This window comes from Micromonospora maris AB-18-032 (assembly GCF_000204155.1).
Taxonomy (GTDB): Bacteria; Actinomycetota; Actinomycetes; order Mycobacteriales; family Micromonosporaceae; genus Micromonospora; species Micromonospora gifhornensis.
This window is the reverse complement of sequence record NC_015434.1, coordinates 3,505,108-3,526,796: the sequence shown is the minus strand read 5'-3', so window position 1 is coordinate 3,526,796 and position 21,689 is coordinate 3,505,108. Positions and strand designations below refer to the sequence as shown.

Annotated in this window: 20 protein-coding genes; 4 read left to right on the top strand and 16 right to left on the bottom strand. The window is 70.8% G+C overall.

All coding sequences use genetic code 11. The annotated features are described in order from the left end of the window. Window positions 1–35: 35 nt before the first annotated feature. Genes VAB18032_RS15645 through VAB18032_RS15635 form a run of 3 tightly spaced genes read right to left on the bottom strand, consistent with a single transcriptional unit; the run spans window position 36 to window position 4,121 of the window. Window positions 36–839, bottom strand: coding sequence for a polyprenol monophosphomannose synthase (locus VAB18032_RS15645; RefSeq protein WP_013733838.1), 804 nt, complete (start codon window positions 837–839; stop codon window positions 36–38). 32 nt (window positions 840–871) lie between these two features. Further along, window positions 872–2,488: an apolipoprotein N-acyltransferase gene (gene lnt, locus VAB18032_RS15640; RefSeq protein ID WP_013733837.1), complete on the bottom strand. Its 1,617-nt coding sequence runs from the start codon at window positions 2,486–2,488 to the stop codon at window positions 872–874. Between the two features lie 52 nt (window positions 2,489–2,540). Beyond that, complete coding sequence (locus VAB18032_RS15635; protein ID WP_013733836.1) at window positions 2,541–4,121, bottom strand: bifunctional NAD(P)/FAD-dependent oxidoreductase/class I SAM-dependent methyltransferase; 1,581 nt, start codon at window positions 4,119–4,121, stop codon at window positions 2,541–2,543. 51 nt (window positions 4,122–4,172) lie between these two features. Here VAB18032_RS15635 and VAB18032_RS15630 point away from each other — a divergent pair, with 51 nt between their 5' ends. After that, window positions 4,173–4,772 carry a helix-turn-helix domain-containing protein gene (locus VAB18032_RS15630; protein ID WP_043720873.1) on the top strand — a complete coding sequence of 200 codons (600 nt, stop codon included), beginning with the start codon at window positions 4,173–4,175 and terminating at the stop codon, window positions 4,770–4,772. 404 nt (window positions 4,773–5,176) lie between these two features. Here the strand turns inward: VAB18032_RS15630 and VAB18032_RS15625 are convergent, their stop codons facing one another. The 6 genes from VAB18032_RS15625 to kdd form a co-directional block, all read right to left on the bottom strand. Further along, complete coding sequence (locus VAB18032_RS15625) at window positions 5,177–6,508, bottom strand: glutamate mutase L (protein ID WP_013733834.1); 1,332 nt, start codon at window positions 6,506–6,508, stop codon at window positions 5,177–5,179. Next, entirely contained in the window at window positions 6,505–6,897 is a 393-nt protein-coding gene (kal, locus tag VAB18032_RS15620; RefSeq protein ID WP_043724438.1) for a 3-aminobutyryl-CoA ammonia lyase, read from the bottom strand. The genes VAB18032_RS15625 and kal overlap by 4 nt, the downstream gene beginning before the upstream one ends. Then, on the bottom strand, window positions 6,897–7,652 hold the full coding sequence (gene kamE / locus VAB18032_RS15615; protein WP_043724435.1) for a lysine 5,6-aminomutase subunit beta: 756 nt from the start codon (window positions 7,650–7,652) through the stop codon (window positions 6,897–6,899). Before kamE ends, kal begins: the two co-directional genes overlap by 1 nt. Window positions 7,653–7,810: 158 nt before the next feature. After that, window positions 7,811–9,370, bottom strand: a complete 1,560-nt coding sequence (gene kamD / locus VAB18032_RS15610; protein ID WP_013733831.1) for a lysine 5,6-aminomutase subunit alpha — start codon at window positions 9,368–9,370, stop codon at window positions 7,811–7,813. Then, window positions 9,367–10,938, bottom strand: a complete 1,572-nt coding sequence (locus tag VAB18032_RS15605; protein WP_043720850.1) for an amidohydrolase — start codon at window positions 10,936–10,938, stop codon at window positions 9,367–9,369. The genes kamD and VAB18032_RS15605 overlap by 4 nt, the downstream gene beginning before the upstream one ends. Before the next feature lie 4 nt (window positions 10,939–10,942). After that, window positions 10,943–11,998: an L-erythro-3,5-diaminohexanoate dehydrogenase gene (gene kdd, locus VAB18032_RS15600; RefSeq protein WP_043720846.1), complete on the bottom strand. Its 1,056-nt coding sequence runs from the start codon at window positions 11,996–11,998 to the stop codon at window positions 10,943–10,945. 133 nt (window positions 11,999–12,131) lie between these two features. On the opposite strand from kdd, the gene VAB18032_RS15595 reads away from it, so the two are divergent. After that, complete coding sequence (locus VAB18032_RS15595; protein ID WP_013733828.1) at window positions 12,132–13,535, top strand: KamA family radical SAM protein; 1,404 nt, start codon at window positions 12,132–12,134, stop codon at window positions 13,533–13,535. A gap of 65 nt (window positions 13,536–13,600) precedes the next feature. Here VAB18032_RS15595 and VAB18032_RS15590 read toward each other — a convergent pair whose 3' ends face one another. Then, complete coding sequence (locus tag VAB18032_RS15590) at window positions 13,601–13,786, bottom strand: CsbD family protein (protein WP_013733827.1); 186 nt, start codon at window positions 13,784–13,786, stop codon at window positions 13,601–13,603. Window positions 13,787–13,938: 152 nt separating this feature from the next. On the opposite strand from VAB18032_RS15590, the gene VAB18032_RS15585 reads away from it, so the two are divergent. Then, the gene (locus VAB18032_RS15585) at window positions 13,939–14,550 is read left to right on the top strand and encodes a histidine phosphatase family protein (protein WP_013733826.1); all 612 of its coding nucleotides are present in this window, start codon (window positions 13,939–13,941) and stop codon (window positions 14,548–14,550) included. Window positions 14,551–14,616: 66 nt separating this feature from the next. Here VAB18032_RS15585 and VAB18032_RS15580 read toward each other — a convergent pair whose 3' ends face one another. The 5 genes from VAB18032_RS15580 to VAB18032_RS15560 all read right to left on the bottom strand — a co-directional run bounded on the left by VAB18032_RS15580 (window position 14,617) and on the right by VAB18032_RS15560 (window position 20,856). Next, a complete protein-coding gene (locus VAB18032_RS15580; RefSeq protein ID WP_013733825.1) occupies window positions 14,617–16,302 on the bottom strand; it encodes a CDP-glycerol glycerophosphotransferase family protein in 1,686 nt (561 codons plus the stop codon). Further along, the gene (locus VAB18032_RS15575; protein ID WP_013733824.1) at window positions 16,299–17,753 is read right to left on the bottom strand and encodes a polysaccharide pyruvyl transferase family protein; all 1,455 of its coding nucleotides are present in this window, start codon (window positions 17,751–17,753) and stop codon (window positions 16,299–16,301) included. Before VAB18032_RS15575 ends, VAB18032_RS15580 begins: the two co-directional genes overlap by 4 nt. Window positions 17,754–18,058: 305 nt before the next feature. Next, complete coding sequence (locus VAB18032_RS15570) at window positions 18,059–18,556, bottom strand: Lrp/AsnC family transcriptional regulator (protein WP_013733823.1); 498 nt, start codon at window positions 18,554–18,556, stop codon at window positions 18,059–18,061. 39 nt (window positions 18,557–18,595) lie between these two features. Further along, the gene (locus tag VAB18032_RS15565) at window positions 18,596–19,738 is read right to left on the bottom strand and encodes an acyl-CoA dehydrogenase family protein (RefSeq protein ID WP_013733822.1); all 1,143 of its coding nucleotides are present in this window, start codon (window positions 19,736–19,738) and stop codon (window positions 18,596–18,598) included. After that, window positions 19,735–20,856, bottom strand: coding sequence for a M24 family metallopeptidase (locus tag VAB18032_RS15560; protein WP_013733821.1), 1,122 nt, complete (start codon window positions 20,854–20,856; stop codon window positions 19,735–19,737). Before VAB18032_RS15560 ends, VAB18032_RS15565 begins: the two co-directional genes overlap by 4 nt. A gap of 171 nt (window positions 20,857–21,027) precedes the next feature. Here VAB18032_RS15560 and VAB18032_RS15555 point away from each other — a divergent pair, with 171 nt between their 5' ends. Beyond that, a complete protein-coding gene (locus VAB18032_RS15555; RefSeq protein WP_013733820.1) occupies window positions 21,028–21,240 on the top strand; it encodes a hypothetical protein in 213 nt (70 codons plus the stop codon). 38 nt (window positions 21,241–21,278) lie between these two features. On the opposite strand, the gene VAB18032_RS15550 is transcribed toward VAB18032_RS15555, so the two are convergent. Next, a complete protein-coding gene (locus VAB18032_RS15550) occupies window positions 21,279–21,659 on the bottom strand; it encodes a VOC family protein (RefSeq protein ID WP_013733819.1) in 381 nt (126 codons plus the stop codon). Window positions 21,660–21,689: the final 30 nt, after the last annotated feature.

The following is a 21,689-nucleotide window of genomic DNA, read 5'->3' as shown; positions in this document are numbered from 1 at the left end:
GCCGTCTGCGTACCTCCAGCATGACACGACCCGGCTCACGGCCACCGCGCCTGCCCCGCCGTGGCCGCCCGCCACCCCCGACGCACCGCCGTGCGCCTGTCGTCCACCGCCCACCCGGTGATCCGCCACAACGCCTCCACCACGATCAGCGGACTCATCTTGCTGGCGCCGCGTTCCCGCTCCGCGAACGTGATCGGCACCTCCGCGATGCGGGCCCCGGCCCGATGCGCCAACCGGCACAACTCCACCTGGAACGAGTAGCCCTGCGAGGACACCGACTCCAGGTCCAACAGGTCCAGCAGGCTCGACCGGTAGACCCGGTAACCGCCTGTCGCATCGGCCACCGGCATCCCCAACGCCAGCCGCGCGTACAGGTTGCCGCCCCGCGACAACAGCAACCGCCGCAGCGGCCAGTTGACCACCCGCGCGCCCCGCGTCCACCGCGACCCGATCACCACGTCGGCGTCGACGGCCGCGGCCAGCAGGGCGGGCAGATCCCGCGGATCGTGCGACCCGTCGGCGTCCATCTCCACCACCGCGTCGAAGCCCCGCTGCCGCGCCCACGCGAACCCGGCCAGGTACGCCGCGCCGAGCCCCTGCTTGCCTTCGCGGTGCAGCACGTGCACCTGAGCGTCGGCGCGGGCCAGGTCCTCGACGATGGCCCCGGTGCCGTCAGGACTGTTGTCGTCGGCGACGAGCACCTCCACCTGCGGGGCGGCCCGCCGGACCCGACCCACGATCGCCGAGACGTTGTCGGCCTCGTTGAAGGTGGGAATCACCACCAGCACCCGGCCCACCCCAGGCACCTCGGTCATCGCCGGACGAATGGTCTCCTGCATCACCGCTGCCTCCCTCGTGCCGGCCCGCGGGTCTAGCCGGGGCGCCGCCGCAGCACCGCCGCGCCGGCCAGCGCAGCCACGGCCAGCCCGGCCAGCAGCACCTCCGGCAGCATCCCGATCCGGGTGGCCAGGGTGCGCCCCTCGGTCAGCGTCAGCTGCCGTACCACGACCGCGCGGGTGTTGAAGCCGGTCGCATCGCTTACCCGCCCGTCCGGGGCGACGAACCCGGACACCCCGACCGTGGAGGCCATCAACGCCGGACGACCGTGCTCGACGGCCCGCAACCGCACCATGGCCAACTGCTGACGGGCCTCGGCCACGTCGAAGGTGGCGTTGTTGGTCTGCACCACCAGCAACTGCGCCCCACCGGTCACCGTGTCCCGCACCAGCCCGTCGTAGGCGACCTCGAAACAGATCACGTCGCCGAGCACCACCGCCGGGGTACGCACCACACCCGCCTCGGTGCCGGCCACGAAGTCGGCGCGGACCCGGTCGACCTGCTTGCTGACCATCCGGGCGATGTCGCGCATCGGCACATATTCGGCGAACGGCACCGGATGCCGCTTGATGTACAGCTGCTCCAGGTCCGGGCCGGTACCCGGACGCCACAGCAGCCCCGCGTTGCGCACCTGCCCCTGCTCCGGCCCGCTCAACACCGCCCCGACCAGGATCGGCACGCCGACAGCGTCAGCAGCGGCCGAGATCCGGGCACCGGCGGCCGGGTTGCGCAGCGGGTCGATGTCGCTGGAGTTCTCCGGCCACACCACCAGGTCGGGCTGCTCCCGCGCACCGGCGGCCACCTGGGCGGCCAGTTCGATCGTGGCGTCGACGTGGTTGTCGAGCACCGCCTGCCGTTGGGCGTTGAAGTCCAACCCCAGGCGCGGCACGTTGCCCTGCACGATGGCGACGGTGACACTGCCACCGCGTGCGGACCCGCCCAGCGGCACCAGCAACGCGGTGCTGAACAGCACCAGCACGGCCGCCCCGGCCCCGGCGGCCGGCACCCACCAGCGGGGTGCCGCGGTGGGCTGCCGACGGGCCCGGGCCAACCACCAGAGCCCGGCGACGAGCAGCCCACCGGTCACCGCCACCGCGAACGTCACCAGCGGGGCACCGCCGAGGGCGGCCAGGCGCAGCAGCGGCGAACCGTCCTGACCGAACGCCAGCCGCCCCCACGGAAACCCACCGAACGGGGTGCGGTCACGCAGCGCCTCCTGACCCACCCACAGCACACCGGTCACCACCGGCCACACCGGCGGGAACCGGTCGACCAGCGGCGACACCCACGCCGTCGCCACACCCAACAACGCCAGATATGCGGCCTGCAACAGCGACAACAACACCCACGGCAGGTAGCCGGTGTGCAGGTTCGTCCACGCCAGCAACGGCGCGAACAGCGCCACACCGGTCACGAACCCCAGACCGGCACCGGCGCTCAGCCGCCGCCGATGCGTCGCCGCGGCCAGCAGCGCCACCCCCACCGGGGCCAACGGCCACCATCCGTACGGCGGGAAGGCCAGCAGCAACGCCAACCCGGCGGCCACCGCCATCGCCAGCGCCACCGGCAGACGCACCGGCGACAGGCGCGATGGCGGGGTGGCTGCGGCGACAGGGTCCACGGTCGTCACGGGCGAGTCGGGCACGGTCACCCGCCGAAGGCTACCGGGACCATCGGGGCGGTGACGCCGCCGGTCGGCCGACTCACATCCGGCGGGCCACCAGCACCGCGTCGTGCACGACGATGTCGCGGCCCTGCGGGTCCACCGCGCCACGCGAGCGGGTCTGCGCCACCAGCACCTCGAACTGCTGCGGGTCCAGGTCGGCGGCGACCTGCTCGGCGGTGAACATCATCTCCGGGTAGTGCATGCGGTGCGCCGTGGACCGCAGATCCTGCGGGTGATGCCCGACGATCAGCAGCCGCCCACCGGGCGCCACCGCGGCGGCCAGCCGCGCATACAGCTCCCGCCGCGGCTGCGGCGGCAGATGCATGAACTGCGCCGACACCAGGTCGTACGCCCCCTCGTCCAGCTCGCCGCGCAGCAGGTCGGTGTGCACCCACTCGATGCGCTGCGCGACCTGCTCACCCACCTCGCGGGCGTGCTGCGCGGCCCGCTGCAGGGCGGTCTTGGAGATGTCCACCCCGGTGACCCGCCAACCCCGTTCGGCCAGCCACACCGTGTCGGCCCCCTCACCGCAGCCCACATCCAGCGCCCGCCCCGGCGTCAACTCCGCCGCCTCGGCCACCAGCTGCGGGTTGGGTCGGCCACTCCACACCGCCGGCCGTTCCTGGTACCGCTGCTCCCAGCCGGCCTCGGTGAACGCCTCCTCTCGCACGCGGCGGTGCCGCGCCACCGCCTGCCGGGTGTCCTCCTCCATCAGGTCCGCGTTGATCGCCGCCGCGGCGGTGATCCCGGCCCCGGCCGCGCGGATCACCTTCGCCGACAGGTCGGCGACGTTGCCGGCCACCCACACCCCCGGCACCGAGGTGGCCCCCGACGGCCCGGCCGGCACCTGCTCACCGAGCACATGCCCGAACATCTCCACCGGCTCCGCCGCCAACCCCAACGACCCCAGCAACTCCGACCGGGCGGTCATCTTCGGACCCGCCACCAGCACGTCGCACTCCACGTGCTCCCCCGAGGCCAGCCGCACCCCGGTGACCTGGTCGGCGTCGACCGTCAGCTCGGCCACCGGGCCCGGCACCACGGCCACCCCCAGCGCGGCCAGCCGCTCGGCCTCCTCCGCGTCAGGCGCCGGCTCGTGGTGCAGCAGAAGCAGCACGTCGGCGCTCCACTGCCGCCACAGCCGCGCCTGGTGTGCCGCCAGCGGCCCGGTGGCCAGCACCGCGATACGTCTGTCGGCCGCCTCCCACCCGTGGCAGTACGGGCAGTGCAGCACGTCACGTCCCCACCGCTTCGCCAGCCCCGGCAGCGGCGGCAACTCGTCGACCAGACCGGTGGTGACCAGCAGCCGTCGTGCCCGCACCGTACGCCCGCCGTCGACGGTCACCGTGAACTCGTCGCCGTCGCGGTCGACACCGGTGACCCGCCCGGTCACCAGCTGCCCGCCGTAACCGGCCACCTCGTCGCGGCTGATCGCCGCCAACTGCGCCGGCGGCATGCCCTCCCGACCCGGGTAGTTGTGCACCCCGGCGGCCGGGGCGTTACGCGGCTCACCGGCGTCGACCACCAGCACCGAACGGCGTGCCCGGGCCAGCGTCAACGCCCCCGCCAGACCGGCGGCCCCGCCACCGACCACCACCACGTCGTACCTGTCGTCCATGTCCGCTCCCTCGTTGGTTCCGTGCGTCACCATCCACCCGCACCACCGGAGATGACAAGTATTGTTGCCGTTGTGGCAAACAACGAGGCGGTGCTGGCGGCGGTGGGTCCCCGCCTGCGGGCCCTGCGCAAGAACCGCGGCACCACCCTGAGCGAACTCGCCGACACCACCGGCATCTCGGTGAGCACCCTGTCCCGGCTCGAATCCGGACAACGCCGCCCCACCCTGGAACTGCTGCTGCCCCTGGCCCGCGCCCACCAGGTGCCGCTGGACGAACTTGTCGGCGCACCCGCCGTCGGCGACCCCCGGGTACACCCCCGCCCGATCGTCCGCCACGGCACCACGTTCCTGCCGCTGACCCGCCGCCCCGGCGGCCTGCAAGCCTTCAAACAGATCCTGCCCCCGCACAGCCCCACCGAGACGCAACTACAGTCCCACGAAGGCTACGAATGGCTGTACGTGCTCTCCGGCCGGCTGCGACTGCAACTCGGCGAGCACGACCTGATCCTCGAACCGGGCGAGGTGGCCGAGTTCGACACCCGCACCCCGCACCACATCAGCAACCCCGGCCCCGAAACCGCCGAGGTGCTCAACCTGTTCGGCCCGCAGGGCGAACGCCTGCACGTGCGGGCCCGACCCGCGACCGGCTGACCGACCACCACACCAAGTCGGGGCGCGGCGTGCGCCGCGCCCCGATGCTCCCAGGCCCCTTCCCGGCCGGTGGGGCGAGAGTGCGGCACGCCGACCTTCGGACCGACACGACGGTGACTGGCTGTCCCCGTCGGGCCGTTGTCTACTGGCCGTGCACCTCACCCTGCCCGTACACCGGTAACCGCGGCCGGTTCGCGCCGCCCCGCCGACCCCCGCCCGCTGGACCTGGCCGCCGCAACAACATGTCGCTCGGCCAGCGGACGAAGGGACGAAGCGAACAACAGCCACTTCCCGTGGTAGGACTCAAAGACGGTACGTGGGCCACCCCCGCCCTTGTCAACCCACCACCGCCGAGTCGTCACCACACATCGGCGTGTCGCACACCACCCGCACGGTGCAGCCGGTCAACCGAGCAGCGACCGCAGCAACCCCCGCGCCGCCACCGGATACTCCCCCACCAGCAGACCCGCCGCCGCCAACACGTAGTCCACATCGACCACCGGCCGCGCCGCCCGCGGCACCGCCCACCCACCGGCATGATCGGTCAACACCGCGTCCAGCACACCGCCCGCCTCGTTGTCCCGGGCGTGGCGCAACACCCCACCCGACCCGACCAGCAGCCGCACATCCCGCAGATCCCGCCCCGACCGCTCCCCCGTACCGACCCCACGGGCATGCCGACGCACCGCCACCGTCGCCGCCAACTCCGCGATCCGCGCATCCACCGCCCGCCCCGCCGCATCGGCCGGCAGAAACCCCGCATCAGCGGCCCGCCGCGCCGCCGCCGACTCCAACTCGTCCGCCTCGACCGGCCCCACCAGCCGTTCCTCGATTGCGGCCCGCACCACCCCCGGCGCACTCCACCGCATCCCCAGATCACCCTCGACCGTGCGGGCCCGCCACAACGACCCCGCCACCTCCCGACCCGGCCCACTGGCCCGCTCGTCCGGCGTCAACACCGAATACACATCCGTGGTCGCGCCACCCACATCCACCACCACCAGATCACCACCGGCCACCTCGGCCAACGCCTCCACCCCGGTCAACACCGCATCCGGAGTCGCCGCCCGCACCAGGCCGGCAAACCTGCGCCCCCGCGACAACCGCTTACCACCGATGACATGCCGCAGGAACACCTGCCGGATCGCCTCCCGCGCCGACGTCGGCGCCAACACCCCAATCCGCGGCAACACGTTGTCGGCCACCGTCACCGGCACCCCCGCCGCCGCCAACAACCCCTGCACCTCGTCCCGGACATCCCCGTTGCCCGCCACCACCACCGGCACCCGCAACCGGGCCCGCGCCAGCCGGGTCGCGTTGTGCAGCAACGTCTCGGCATCCCCACCGTCAGTGCCACCGACCAGCAGCACCACATCCGCGCGAGCCGCCCGCAACGCCGTCAACTCACCACGACCGAGCCGCCCGGCGGCCACATGCACCACGTTCGCGCCCGCCGACAACCCGACCCGCCGACCCGCCTGCGCCGTCACCAGCGGCTCGTAACCCACCACCGCCAGCCGCAACCCACCCCCCGCCGACGAACACACAAACCACGGCACATCCCGCGCCCCCAGGCCCGTCAACGCCGACCCGACCGCCGCCTCCAGACCGTGCAGCACATCCGTGTCCACCGACGTACGCGCCGACGCCGACGCCACCAACCCACCGCCGTCGAGATCCACCACCAGCACCTTGGTGAACGTCGAACCGACGTCGGCGCAGACCGCGACCCTCACGCCGCCGACGGAACGACCACCGTGCCGGTCGCCGTCACCACCACCACCGGCTCCGCCAACACCGCCGCCGCCGACCCACCCCGATCAGGCCGCCCCCGACACACCACCCGCGCCTCGAAATCGAGGGTCCGGCTACGGGTACCGACCCGCGTCACCGTCGCCACCACCTCCAGCACGTCCCCCGCCCGGATCGGCGCCCGGAACTGCACATCCGAATAGGACGCGAACAACCCCTCATCCCCGTCGGTGCGGATACACACCTCCGTGGCCACATCACCGAACAACCCCAACGCGTACGCCCCGTCGACCAGATCACCGGCATAGTGGGCATGCGAATACGGCACGTACCGCCGGTGCGTCACCGACAACCCGACCCGCGAATCAGACATCACTTCACCCTCTTGTTCGTGTCCGTGAGCAACGCATCGACCAGATAGCTGGCCACCTCACCCGGCGTCGTCCCCCGACCGAAGATCCGATCCACCCCCAGCTCGGCCGCCATCGACTCGTCGAACCGCGGCCCACCGACGATCAGCAACGGCCGCCGCCCCGCCGGCATCGCCTCCCGGAACGCCGCCGACATCTCCCGCGTGTTGTGCAGATGCGCATCCCGCTGCGTCACCACCTGCGACACCAGCACCGCGTCCGCGCGTTCCCGCCGCGCCGCCTCGACCAGCTCCGGCACACTCACCTGCGCACCCAGGTTCGTCACCTTCAACTCCCGGTAGTACTCCAGGCCCTTCTCACCCGCGATGCCCTTCACATTCAGGATCGCGTCGATGCCCACCGTGTGCGCATCCGTGCCGATACACGCCCCCACCACCGACAGCTTGCGACGCAACCGCCGCTTCACCACCGCGTTGACCTCCTTGGCGCTCAGCAGCGGAAAATCGCGCTCCACCACCTGCACCTTCGCCAGGTCCACCAGATGGTTCACCCGCCCGTACACCACGAAGAAGGTGAACCCGTCACCGATCGGCTTGGCGTGCACCAGCATCGCCGGATCCATGCCCATCTTGTTGGCCAACTGCACCGCCGCGCCCTCAGCCCGCTTGTCGTGCGGCACCGGCAACGTGAACGACACCTGCACCATGCCGTCACCCGTGGTGTCCCCGTACGGCCGCACCACCGTCTTCTCACTCATGCCGGGCAGGCCCGCACGGCCCTCGCTGCGCTCGGTGCGTTCACTCATGCCGTGCCGGCCAGGCATGCGCTCACGGCCCTCGCTGCGCTCGGTGCGTTCACTCATGCCGTGCCGGCCAGGCATGCGCTCACGGCCCTCGCTGCGCTCGGTGCGTTCACTCATGCCGGCTGCTCCAGGATCTCCGTGGCCGGGTTGTAGTAGTCCGCCTCGTGCCGGGCCACCCCGTCCAGACCCTTCCCCCGATCCGCCGGCCGCTTCATGATCCCGAACGTGCCCTCCGCGATCGCCGTCAACAACGACTGATCCCCGATCCGCTCCAACAGCTCCACCGCCTCACCCAACACCCGATGCGCCCGCTGCTGGATGAACCCACCCGGCGCCGGCACGAAATCCTCATGCAACCCGCCCGCCGCACCCAGCACGTACCGCACGTTCTGCAACGCGATGTCCCGATCCGACAACCACGGCGTCACCACCGCCTCGGTCATCATCCCCACCAGCAGAATGCCCTGCCCCGTCATCGTGCCCACCAGATTGAAGAACCCGTCGAGCAGATTCCCCCGGAACACGTCACCGGTCATGTGCTTCGTCGGCGGCATCCACTTCAACGGCGCATCCGGAAACAACTCCCGCGCCAACAACGCGTGCGCCAACTCCAACCGCAACGACTCCGGCACATCAGGATTGATCTCGAACGCGTGCCCCAACCCCAACTGCCAGTCCGCCAACCCCGCCTCATGCGCGAAATACTCGTTCAACAACTGCGACACCGTCACCGTGTGCGCCTCATCGACCGCATCCGCAGTGGTCAGATAATTATCCTCACCGGTGTTGATGATGATCCCCGCCCGCGCATGCACCTGCCGCGAAAAACGCTGATCCACAAACGTCCGAATCGGATTGATGTCCCGGAACAAAATCCCGTACATCGAATCGTTGAGCATCATGTCCAACCGCTCAAGACCCGCCAACGTCGCCATCTCCGGCATACACAACCCCGACGCGTAATTCGTCAACCGCACATAGCGGCCCAACTCCTTCGACGACGAATCCAACGCCGCCCGCATCAACCGGAAATTCTCCTGCGTCGCGTACGTGCCCGCGAACCCCTCCCGCGTCGCCCCCTCCGGCACATAGTCCAACAACGACTGCCCCGTCGACCGGATCACCGCGATCACATCCGCCCCGGCCCGCGCCGCCGCCTGCGCCTGCGGAATGTCCTCGTAGATGTCCCCCGTCGCCACGATCAGATAGATCCACGGCCGCCGCGCCGGATCCCCGAACCGCCGCACCAGACGCTCCCGCTCCACCCGCCGCCGATCGATCAGCCGAACCCCCGCACCCACCGCCCGCCGCGCCACCCGCCGCGCCGCCGTCGCCGCCTTCCCCGACGGCACCTCGAACCGCACCGACCCCGCCGCCGCCTTCTGCGCCAACAACGTCACATCGGTGATCTGCTCCCGCGCCAGCGCATCGAACACCGGCACCGCCACCCCATGCCCCAACCCCACATCCGCCACCACGGCATCCACCAGCCGATTCACCCACGGAATACCATCCGGATCCGCACCGGTGACCCCCGCCAACCGCAACACGGCCCGCTCCACCGACACCGTGGTGTGGCTACGCGCCAACTCCACCACCGGACGCCCCGCCCGACGCGCCAACTCCCGCGCCCGCGCCACCAGCACCGGATCCAGATCAAGCTTGCCCGTCACGAAAGCCCTTCCCCCTCATAGATCACATCACCACGCAACACCGTCGCCCGACACACCGGCAACGGCGTCGGATCCTGCTCCCCCCGCAACTCCGGATCCTCGGCCTGCAACACCGGCAGACCCCGCTGCACCCCCGCCGGCGTCGACCACACCGCGAACGTCGCCGGCGCCCCCAACGCCAACACCCCCTCGCTGTCCATGTGCACCGCCCGCCAGCCACCCCGGGTATGCGCCGCGAACGCCGCCCGCACCGTCATCCGCTGCACCGGACTGTGATGCGCCACCGCCGCCCGCACCGAACCCCACGGATCCAACGGCGTCACCGGCGAATCCGAACCGAACGCCAACGTCACCCCCACCCCGTGCATCGCCCCCATCGGATTCGACGCCAACGACCGCGCCAACCCCAACCGCGCCTCGTACATCCGACCCGCACCACCCCACAACCGGTCGAACGCCGGCTGCATCGACGCCACCACCCCGTACTCCACGAAAGCGGCGATCAACCGCCGATCCATCACCTCCGCGTGCTCCACCCGATGCCGCGCCGCACGCACCCGATCCGTACCCAACCGCTGCGCCGCCGCCGCGAACCCCGCCACCACCGTCGAGATCGCCGCATCACCGATCGCATGGAAACCGCCCTGCATCCCATGCGCCGCACAGTCCAACAGGTGATCACGCACCTGCTCCGCACTCAGATACCCGTGACCACACCCGTCACCGTCGACGTACGCCTGCGACAGAAACGCCGTACGCGACCCCAACGCCCCGTCGGCGAACAGATCCCCACCAGCACCCACCGCACCCAGTTCCCGCGCCCGGGCCGCACCACCCAACTCACCCCAGTACCCGTACACCTCCGGCACCCCCGCACCGGAGATCGACAACAAGCCGGTGAAATCCTCCTCGTCGGAGATCTCCGGCCCACCACACTCGTGCACCGCCGCGATCCCCAACGACGCCGCATGCGCCAACGCCACCCGCTGCGCCGCCATCCGCTGCGCCCGCGTCACCGACGCCCGCGCCGCCGCCCGCACCACGTGATGCGCGTCCAGCCGCAACCAACCCGACCCGTCGTACCCGGACACCGCCGCCGCCTGCGGACACGCCGCCAGCAACGCCGAGGACACCAACGCCGAATGAATCGACGCCTGCGACAGATACACCCGCCGCCCACCGGCCGCCCGCCCCAACTCCACCGCCGAAGGCGGCTGCGGCACCGACCACGTCGACTCGTCCCACCCGTGACCCAACACCACCGCGTCCGCCGGCAACCCCGCCGCGAACGCCGACACCGCGTCCAACAACTCACCGGCCGAGCGCACCCCGGACAGGTCCAGCCCCGACAACGCCAGCCCGGTGTCGCTGACATGCACATGCGCGTCCACGAACGCCGGCGTCACCAACGCCCCGGCCAGGTCCACCACCCGGTCGGCGGCCGGTGCGTCCGCATCCGCACCCAACCAGGCAATCCGCCCATCCCGGACCAACAGTGCCGTCGCGGACGGTTCCGCCGGACAATGCAGCACTCCACCGCGGTACAACGTCGAGGGGTTGTTCGTCATGGCCTCAGTCTGCCGCCAGCCGAGCCTCGAACAGCCCCCGCACCCCCGGATCGCCCCGCAGCAACCCCAACGCCAACTCCGCGTGCCCCGGCACGTACCCGTTGCCGACCAGCATCGTCACGTCCGCGGCCAGGCCCTCGGCCCCCAACGCCGCCGCCGAGAAACTCGTCGCCATCGAGAAAAAGATCACTGTGCCGCCGTCGGCCGTCGCCAACACCGCACCGTGCTCACAGCCCGGCACGTCCACGCAGACCACCGTCACATCCGCCGGCATCCCCAACGCCGACGTCACCGCCGTCGACAACGCCACCGGATCCCGGGCATCGGCCATCGCCACCGCATCACACAACCCGGCCGCCGTCAGCGCGTCCCGCTCCGCCGCCACCGGCACCACCCCGACCGTACGACCCGCCCCCGCCTGCCGCGCGGCCGCCAGCGACAGCGAGCCACTCTTACCCGCGCCACCGATCACCGCCACCGTCACCGGTGGCCCGCCCACCGCCCGCTCGGCCACGTACCGCGACACCACCCGCGCGGTAAGCGCCGGCGCCCCGCACACGTCAAGCACCGCCAGCGACAACTGCGGATCCAGATCCTCCGGCAGCACCGCCGCGACCGACCGGGCGAACAGAATCGCCCACCCGTCACACGGCACCTGCTCGCTACGGCCGTCCCAGCGCGCCAGGCCGTCGGTCACCACCAGCGGCGTCAACGTCAGCGACACCAACGTGGCGACCCGCTCACCCGACTTCAGCCCCAGCGGCGAACGCCGACCGGCCTCCTCGACCGTGCCGATCAACATGCCACCCGACCCGGTCACCGGGTTCTGCATCTTCCCCCGCGTCGAAATGATCTCCAGAACCTCGGCGCGGACCGCATCGCCGTCACCGCCGTGCTTGTCGAACAGCTGACGGAAACTCGCCGCGTCCAGGTTCAGCCGCTCCACCCGGATACGTACCTCGTTCGCCGCGATCTCCGGGCGCGCGTCCAGCCGCCAGGCCGCCTGCGGCAGCACCCCCGCCGGTTCCACGACGCGGTGCAGACCCACCGGTGACGTCACGCCGACCTCCCTGTCCGACCGCCTGAACCTCCGGCCGAGGCTCGCGAGGCGGGAAAACTTACGGCAGACTAATTTCTTGACCGGATATTTTCCAGTACCCTTCAGATTCTTCGATCAACCACCAGGAGGGGCCGTGACCCAGACCCACCCGCCGGTGCAGAGCACCCCGGCTGCCCAGCCGGCCCCCGCGAACACCACCGGCCAGCCCTACGAATACCGCCGCACCCCACTCGTCGAACCCGACTGGACCCGCTTCCCCGGCTGGCGCCACGTCACCCGCGACCAGTGGGAAAACGCCCAGTGGCAGCGCGTCAACTGCGTCAAGAACGTCAAACAACTGCGCACCGTGCTCGGCGACACCGTCGACGAGAGCTTCTACGCCGACCTGGAAGCCGACCAGCGCGCCATGGCCACCATGTCCATGCTGGTGCCGCCACAGATGATCAACACGATGGTGCCGTTCGCGCCGCCGAGCACCGAAGCGCTGCTCGCCGACCCGATCCGGCGCTACATGATCCCGGTCGCCTCCGACCGCCGCACCGACTGGCCCTCACACCCCTACGCCAGCCGCGACTCCCTGCACGAACACGACATGTGGGTCGCCGAGGGCCTCACCCACCGCTACCCCACCAAAGTCCTCGCCGAACTGCTCGCCACCTGCCCCCAGTACTGCGGCCACTGCACCCGCATGGACCTGGTCGGCAACTCCACCCCCGCCGTCGACAAGCTCAAACTCAGCCTCAAGCCGGTCGACCGCTACGACGCGCACATCACCTACCTCAAGGCCCACCCCGGCGTACGCGACGTGGTGGTCTCCGGTGGCGACGTGGCCAACGTGCCCTGGCGCAACCTCGAGTCCTACCTGATGCGCCTGCTGGAGATCGAAACCATCCGGGACATCCGACTCGCCACCAAGGCCCTCATGGGCCTGCCCCAGCACTGGCTGCAACCCGACGTCGTCGAGGGCCTGGAGCGGGTGGCCCGCACCGCCGCCCGCCGCGGCGTCAACCTCGCCATCCACACCCACGTCAACCACGCCCAGTCGCTCACCCCACTTGTCGCCAAGGCCGCCCAGACCGCCCTGGACGTCGGCGTACGCGACGTCCGCAACCAGGGTGTGCTCATGCGCGGCGTCAACGCCACCAGCAAGGACCTGCTCGACCTGTGCTTCGGCCTGCAGGGCGAGGCCGGCATCCTGCCGTACTACTTCTACATGTGCGACATGATCCCCAACGCGGAGCACTGGCGGGTGCCGGTCTGGCACGCCCAGCAGCTCCAGCACGACATCATGGGCTACCTGCCCGGCTACGCCACCCCTCGGATCGTCTGTGACGTGCCGTTCGTCGGCAAGCGCTGGGTGCACATGGTCACCGAGTACGACCGCGAGCGCGGCATCTCGTACTGGACCAAGAACTACCGCACCTCCATCGAGTCGGCCGACCTGGCGGCGTTGAGCAAGCGGTACGCCTACTACGACCCGATCGACACCCTGCCCGAGGCCGGCCAGCAGTGGTGGCAGACCCACCGCGACGACTGACGCACTGACGGCACGTACCGCGAAGGGGCCCCCGGGATTGTCCGGGGGCCCCTTCGCGTCGCTCGTCACCTGTCGAAGGCGTTCTTCGCCTTGTTCTTCATGTCCTCGCCCGCCCGTCGCGCGCGGGCCTCGGCCTGCTCGCCGGCGCCCTCGGCGCGCATGCGCTCGTTGTCGGCCATGTCGCCGATGCGCTCCTTGGCGGTGCCGCTCATCTCCTCGACCTTGTTCTTCGCCTTGTCGATGAAGCTCATCTCGCCTCCTCTGCTCGGCCGGGACGGCCAAGCCCCGTGTTGTTGGTGTCCCCGGGTGTCGCGGGTGAAAACCCGAGGTGGGCGGCACATCGCGTAAGGCGTCCTAGGATGCTAGGTGGTCGGCGGGAGACGGGGACTGGTTGACTGGGCCAATGGGACAGATCACGCTCATCCGACACGGCGCCACCACCTGGAGCACCGCACGACGGCACACCTCGTACACCGACCTGGGGCTGACGCCCGACGGCGAGCGGCAGGCCCGATCGCTGCGTCCCGCCCTCGCCGCCGAACGGTTCGTCGCGGTGCTCAGCAGTCCCCGACTGCGGGCGGTACGCACCGCCGACCTGGCCGGCCTGACCATCACCGACACCGACGAGGACCTGGCGGAGTGGAACTACGGCGAGTACGAGGGACAGACCACCGCCGAGATCCACGAAGACCAGCCGGGTTGGAGCGTCTGGACCGACGGGTGCCCGGGCGGGGAATCCCCCAGCGAGGTCGGCGAACGCGTCGACCGGCTGCTCAGCAGGCTCCATCCCCTGCTCGACAAGGGTCACGTCGCTCTCGTCGGGCACGCCCACTCGCTGCGCGTGCTGGGTGCCCGGTGGGTCGGCCTGCCACCGTCGGCCGGTGGACTGCTGCGACTGGACACCGCCACCCTCAGCCTGCTCGGCACCGAACACGGACGCCGGGTCATCCTGCGCTGGAACCACCCGCCCGCACCGCCTGTCGACGCGGTGGACGCCACGACGGCCCGACACTGACCCACGAAACGGCGACTGGCTCCGCCCCGGCGGGTGCCGGAAGGCGGAGCCAGTCGCCGCGACAGGTCAGAGGTAACGATTCGCCTCGTCGATGAAGTGCTGCGCGTACCCCTCCGACGGAATGTCCCCGAGGTAGTACTTCTTCAGGTCGTGCCGGGTGGCCGCCAGCGGGTCACTGCCGAGCAGATCGTCCAGCACCGGGTCCAGGTTTGTCACCCGGCCGCTGTGCGCGTCGATCACGTACGCCGCCCGGGCCAGCGGGAAGGCGTCGGTGAACCGCTCGGCCGGCGTGGAGACCGCGACCATCGCGAACGGCTTCTCCGAGTACAGGTAGTCGGCGACCACACTGGACACGTCCGACACCATCGCGTCCGAGGCGTTGAAACAGTCCACCACCGACATCTTCGTCTCGGCCTCGGCACCGAACACGTGCTTGCGGCCGCTCGTGCGACGGTCCTCGGCGAGCAGCGCCTTGATCCGCTCCGACTCCTGCGTCAACGCCGCCGAGCGCATCGTGTACGGGTGCGGCCGGAACACGATGCTGCAACCCCGCGACACCAACGCCTTGACGATGTCGTAGCCCACCAGCAGCGACGAGTAGTTCGAGTCGGCGTAGAAGCCGGCCCAGGTCGGGGCGTACAGCACCCGCGGCGCGGTCAACGAGGCGATCGGCGCGGCGGCGATCGCGACGTTCTCCACCTGCGGACGCCCGACGATGCTGAACATCTCCGCCGGCATGCTCACACCGTTGGCCGCGAACCGGTCCACTGCGGCCTGACCGGCGACGAAGTTCTTGTCGTACATCCGGAAGACCGGGTTGTGGCTCGGCACCTTGTCGCTGTCACCGTGGTTGAGCTGGATGTGCGTCAGGTTCGTGTACCGCACGAGGTGGTTGTTCTTCGTCGCCGTGTTGACGTAGAACGCCGCCCGCAGCGACGGGACGATCACGTCGTCGATCTGGGTCAACCCCGAGCGCAGCACCACCGGCGCCGTGGTCATCCGCAGCACCTCGTTGAAGTTGGCCTCGGAGCGCACCAGCACGAAGAACTTCTTGCCCAGCCGCTCCAGGTAGGGCAGCCACATCCCGACCTGGTAGGCGGTGCCGGCCGGCGCCTCCCAGTGCAGCAGGAAGACCGGCTCGTACGCGGCCAGCGCCGCGTTCAACCGCGTCTCGCTGGCGTGCCGGGCCCGTACCCGGGTCACCGCCTGCCAGCCGGTGAACGCGATCAGGGCGAGCGCGGCGACCGACACCACCAGCGAGATCACCTCGAGGGTGCCGGCGAACGCGCAGACCAGCGCCACCACCACGGCAGCGCCGTTGACAAGCACCGCCCGACTGGTGTTGGGCCGCAGGTTGGGCCGCAGACCGCTGCCGCGCAGATTGGCCGACACCGGATAGACCGAGCGGGAGGTGGCCGTCACCGCCGGCTCGGCGAGAATCGCCAACGCCGCCACGCCGACCCCCAGGGCCAGCACCAGATCCGCGCCGGAGTGCACCACGCCGAGCAGGTAGGCGCAGGCCAGCAGGAGCAGGCGGATCACGAGTGTCGAACCGGAGGGGGTCGGGCCGCCGCTCAGCGCGTTGCGCCACAGGTAACCGAGCAGGCCGAGCGCGACCAGGGCCGGGGGCAGCGCCCACCACGGCGAGTCCGCCACCGCCGCCAGCAGCAGCGCGGCCAGCGCCGCCACCTCGGCGGCCAGGGCGGGCATTCGGCCCGCCAGCCACCCCCGCAACCCGGACTTGGCGTTCACCGGCGGGCGCCCGTCGACGTGCCGTTCATCCGCAGCACCCGGCTGACCCGGCCGCGCCAGCTCGCCAGGAAGGTCTGCTGGACCTTCAGTTCCTTCTCCAACTGGGTTACCCGCTCCTCGAGTGACTTGGATCCGCGGGGCTCGCGGAATGGGGGTTCGAAGTCGTAGGCAGGTCGGGCCAGGTCACCGTCGTGGCCCTGCCGCAGCCAGCGCAGCCGCGACATGACCTGGCGACGCCCGACGGCGTCCGAGGCCATCAGCGTGTGCACCGGCCCGGGGAAGTTGGCGGAGGCGATCGCCTTGTCGTAGGCGGGGTTCTCCTTGCCGGGCTGGAACACGTGCTCGAGGTCGTTGTGCTCCAGGAAGCGCAGGTAGGTCTCGAAGGTCGGCACCTGGCGCGGCAGGAAGGCGTCGAAGTCGGCCTCCTCGTAGAGCCGCTGCGCGTCGACGTCCGGCGGCAGGTCGGCGTAGAGGCGGTACGGGATGCCGTGGTACTCGGCCAGCTCGACGGTGCGCGAGTCGTGGGCCAGCACCACCGCCGGCGTACCGGCCAGCACCGCCGCGACGTTGCCGTGGATGCGGGTGCCGAAGGCGAAGTGCTGCTCGGCCATGAACTCGACCCAGGTCGAGGCGTCCACGAAGAAGCGCATCCGGTCGTTCTCGTACAGCGGATGCTCGGTGTGGATCGGCATCCGCTTGTTGCCGACCTTGGCCGGGTTCTCACCCCAGAGCATCAGGGCGAGGCGGTGGTGCTGCTGCGGCACGATGACGCTGTTCGGGTAGCGGTCGGTGTTCGCCTCGACCAGCCGGTCCACCCCCTTGACCTTCGGGGTGTACGAGATGGCCAGCGGGCTGTCGTAGCGCAGGTGCCCGACCTTGCGCACCAGCGGGCCGAGCGGCCCGTTGCCGAACATCGACGGGCAGCCGATGACCCGCACGTGCTCGTCGCCGAAGCCGAGGTACTTCAGCATCCGCGCGGTGTACTCACCGCGTACGCCGATGGAGGCGGAGCGGTCCAGTACGGCCCGGGTGAACCGGGTGACGATCCGCTTGTACTCGTCGGGCAGCGAGTCGAACTCGGTGCCGTACGGCAGCTGGGCGCCGATGCCGACCACGGTGACGGGGATGGTCAGCTTCTCGATGACCTTCGCGAGTCGTTCCAGGTGCGGCAGGAAGGTGTCCCGGTACGAATTGGCCATCGGCAGCACGAACCGGTCGAACTCCTCGTTCGTCCGCGCGATGTACCGGCCCAGGTGAACCGGACGTTCGTGCACGTACGAGTTGGCGACCAGCTCGGCGTCGGGCACGCTCAGCGCCCGGAAGACCGCGCTGTAGAAGAGCATGTTGCCGGAGTTCGACCCGAACACCCCGAGTCGGGAGGTGGCCAGACTCTGCTCGTGGGACAGCACTGTCGCCGGATGTTTGCCGGCACGTACGAGGATGCGTGTCATGAGCGGGCACCGGACCCTGTGTGGCTGAACCGCGACCGTGCCGGTCGGAACATCTCATCCTCCCCTTGACGACACCCCGAGCGACCCGGTGCCGCGGCACCACCAGGGAACAGCGCGCGTACTGGCTCGCGCCGCTCACGATCGGGTCTCACTTCCGCAGAATCAGGGATGGATCCTAGCTCCGTATCCCGGAAGTTCACCGCACCGGGGTCGGATGTTCTTGATCATCTCGTCGCATTCCACGCATTCCCCTCAGCCCTCACCAGACGCCATCCCGAAACGCCTGGTCAGGGCGGGCCGCTCGGCTAACCGCCGGACGGCTCGGCGGCGACACCACGCGGCCGAGGCTGCTCCGCCGGCAGCGCGAGCTTCGGCGGACGGTGCTCGTACGGGGTGGAGAGCACCACTGTCGTGCGGGTGGTGACGTTCGCCGAGGTCCGGATCTCCTGGAGCACCCGCTCCAGGTCCGCCGGCCCGGCCACCCGCACCAGCAGCAGGTAGAAGTCCTCACCCGCGACCGAGTAGCACGAGTCGATCTCCGGCAGATGAGCCAGGCGTTCCGGCGCGTCGTCGGGCTGCGAAGGGTCGAAGGGCCGGATCGCCACGAACGCGGTAAGTGGCAGGTCGAGCGCCTCGAAGGAGACCTTCGCGCCGTAGCCCTTGATGACACCGCGCTGCTCCAGCCGACGTACCCGCTGGTGCACCGCGGAGACCGACAGGCCGACCCGCTCGGCGAGGTCCGTGTACGACAGCCGACCGTCGACGGTCAGTGCCGCGACGATGGCCCGATCGATCTCCTCCACGGCGTGCAACCTACCCGCTGAGCGCCCGATGTGCGACGTTCAGCCCTTCGCCAACGCCCGGGAAATCACCATCCGCTGGATCTGGTTGGTGCCCTCGACGATCTGCAACACCTTCGCCTCCCGGAAGTAACGCTCCACCGGATGATCGGCCACGTAGCCGGCGCCGCCGAGCACCTGCACCGCGTCGGTGGTCACCCGCATCGCCACGTCGGTGGCGAACAGCTTCGCCTTGGCTGCCTCGATCGAGTACGGCCGGCCGGCGTCGCGCAGCCGCGCCGCGGCCAACGTCAACGCCCGGGCGGCGGAGATCTGGGTGGCCATGTCGGCCAGGGTGAACCCGAGCCCCTGGAACTCGATGATGGCGCGGCCGAACTGCTGACGCTCGCGGGCGTAGGTCACCGCGTAGTCCAACGCCGCCTGGGCCAGCCCCACCGCGCAGGCGGCGATGCCGAGTCGGCCGGAGTCCAGCGCGGCCATGGCGATGGTGAAGCCCTTGCCCTCCCCGCCGATCAGCCGGTCGGCGGGCACCCGGGCGTCGTCGAAGACCAGCTGCGCCACCGGTGAGGAACGCAGCCCCATGGTGCGCTCGGCGGTCTGCGGCGCGATCCCCGGCGTCGCCCGGTCGGCGAGCAGGCAGGAGATGCCCTTCGGGCCGGGCCCGCCGGTGCGGCAGAAGATGTTGTAGAAGTCGGCCGTGTGGGCGTGGGTGATCCAGGCCTTGGTGCCGGTGACGACGTACTCGTCGCCGTCGCGGGCCGCCTTCGTGGTCAGCGCCGCGGCGTCCGAGCCACCCTGGGGCTCGGAGAGGCAGTACGCGCCCAGCAACTCGCCACCGATCATGTCCGGCAGCAGGCTGCGCTGCTCGTCGGTGCCGAACGCGGCCACCGGGTAGCAGGACAGGGTGTGCACGCTCACCGCCTCGGCGACGGTGAGCCAGCGCCCGGCCAGGATCTCCAGCACCTGCAGGTAGACCTCGTAGGGCTGGGCCGCGCCGCCGTACTCCTCGGGGTACGGCAGCCCCAGCAGCCCGGCGCGGCCCAGGGTGCGCAGCACCTCCCGGGGGAACTCCCCACGCTGCTCGTGCTCGACGACCCTGGGTGCGAGCTCCCGGTCGGCGAGTTCGGTGGTCAGCTCCAGCAGGTCGTGGGCCTCGTCGGTGGGCAGGATCCGCTCGACGGTCATAGCTCGATCAGCTCCGTGGTGGTGGTGTTGAGCCGACGTACGCCGTCGGTCGTGCAGACGACGATGTCCTCGATGCGGGCGCCGTGCCGCCCGGCGAGGTAGATGCCCGGTTCCACGGAGAAGGCCATCCCGGCGACCAGCGGGCGGTCGTTGCCGGCCACCACGTACGGCTCCTCGTGGCCGTCCAGACCGATGCCGTGCCCGGTACGGTGCAGGAAGGCCGCGCCGTATCCGGCGGCGGCGATCGGCTCGCGGGCCGCGGCGTCGACCGCCTCGGCGGTCACCCCCGGACGGACCGCGGCCACGGCGGCGTGTTGCGCGTCGCGCAGCACCGCGTAGTAGTCGACGAACTCGGCCGGCGCCGGGCCACCGGCCACATAGGTGCGGGTGCAGTCGGAGCGGTAGCCCGAGGGCATGGTGCCGCCGATGTCCACCACCACCGGCTCACCCACCCCGATCGGCCGGTCGGAGGTGCCGTGGTGCGGGCTGGCCCCGTTCGGGCCGGCGGCGACTATCACGAAGTCGATGGTGACGTGCCCGGCGGCGCGGATCGCCGCGGCGATGTCGGCGGCCACCTCCACCTCGGTACGCCCCGGCCGCAGCCACTCGCCCATCCGCTCGTGCACCGCGTCGATCGCCGCACCTGCCTCGGCGAGCGCCGCGATCTCGGCGGGCGACTTGACGATCCGCAGCTCCCGCAGCACCTCGGAGGCCAGCCGCTGCCGGGCGCCGGGCAACACCGCACGCAGCGCGAGGACCTGCTCGGCCCACATCCGGTCGGCCAGTCCCACCGCGTCGAGAGCCCCGTCGAGGGCCGCGGTCACCAGCGGGTACGGGTCGCTGCCGTCGGTGTGGTCGACGATGCGCACGCCGGTGGCCGGCGCCGGGGACGCCTCGGCCGCAGGCCGTTCCAGGGTCGGCACGATCAGGGTCGGCTCACCCTCGGCGGGCAGCACCAGCAGGGTCAGCCGCTCACCGGCGTGCGCGTCGTAGCCGGTGAGGTAGCGCAGGTCGGAGCCGGGGCTGAGCAGCAGGGCGTCCAGGCCGGCGGCGGCGATGGCGCGTTGCGCGGCCACCAGTCGCTGCGGCGGGTAGAGTTCGTCGATTCCCACCCGCACAGCTTAACGGTCGTTTGGGGGCGGGTTGTGGACGGTCGCGGCCGAGCGTAGCCCGCCGACCGGTCAGGAATCGAGAAGCACTCCGCGGCGCAGCACAGCAAGCTGACCTTCAGGACATCCCGCCCGACACGTCCCGTCGGGCCGGGCAGCTCATCTCTGCTGGAGGTCGCCGTGCGCTGGAACAATACCGTCCGACAGACCCACCGATGGACCTCGATCATCTTCGTGGTGACGGTCATCGTCGCCTTCGTCGCCGCCGCCCAGGCGGAACCCGCCGAATGGCTCTTCTACCTGCCGCTGCCCCCGCTGGCCCTGCTCCTGTTCACCGGGTTGTACCTGTTCGTGCTGCCGTACGCCGTCCGGCGGCGACGCACCGCGAGCTGAGTGCGGCGGCGCCGCACCGCGAGCCGCCTCGGCACGGCTCAGTGCATCAGCCAGAGGCAGAACGGGTGGCCGTCCGGGTCCAGGCAGACCCGGACGTCATCCTGCGGCTGGAACTCGGCCAGGGTCGCGCCGCAGGCCAACGCATGCGCCAGGGCCGCGTCCAGATCCTCGACGCCGATCTCCAGGTGCATCGACATCTGCTGCCGTCCCGGCTGCGCCGGCCAGGTCGGGCGGACGTACGCCCGTTCCCGCTGGAACGACAGTCCGACACCACCGTCGACGTTGTGCAGGATGACGTCGTCGGCCTCCTCGACCTTGATCTCCCAGCCGAGCAGCCGCACGTAGAAGCGGGCCAGCGCGGCCGGGTCGGGCGTGTCCAGGTTGACCGTGGTCAACCTCAGCCGGGTGGGTACGGACATCTGTTGTCCTCCTGGTCGTGCCGGGCACCC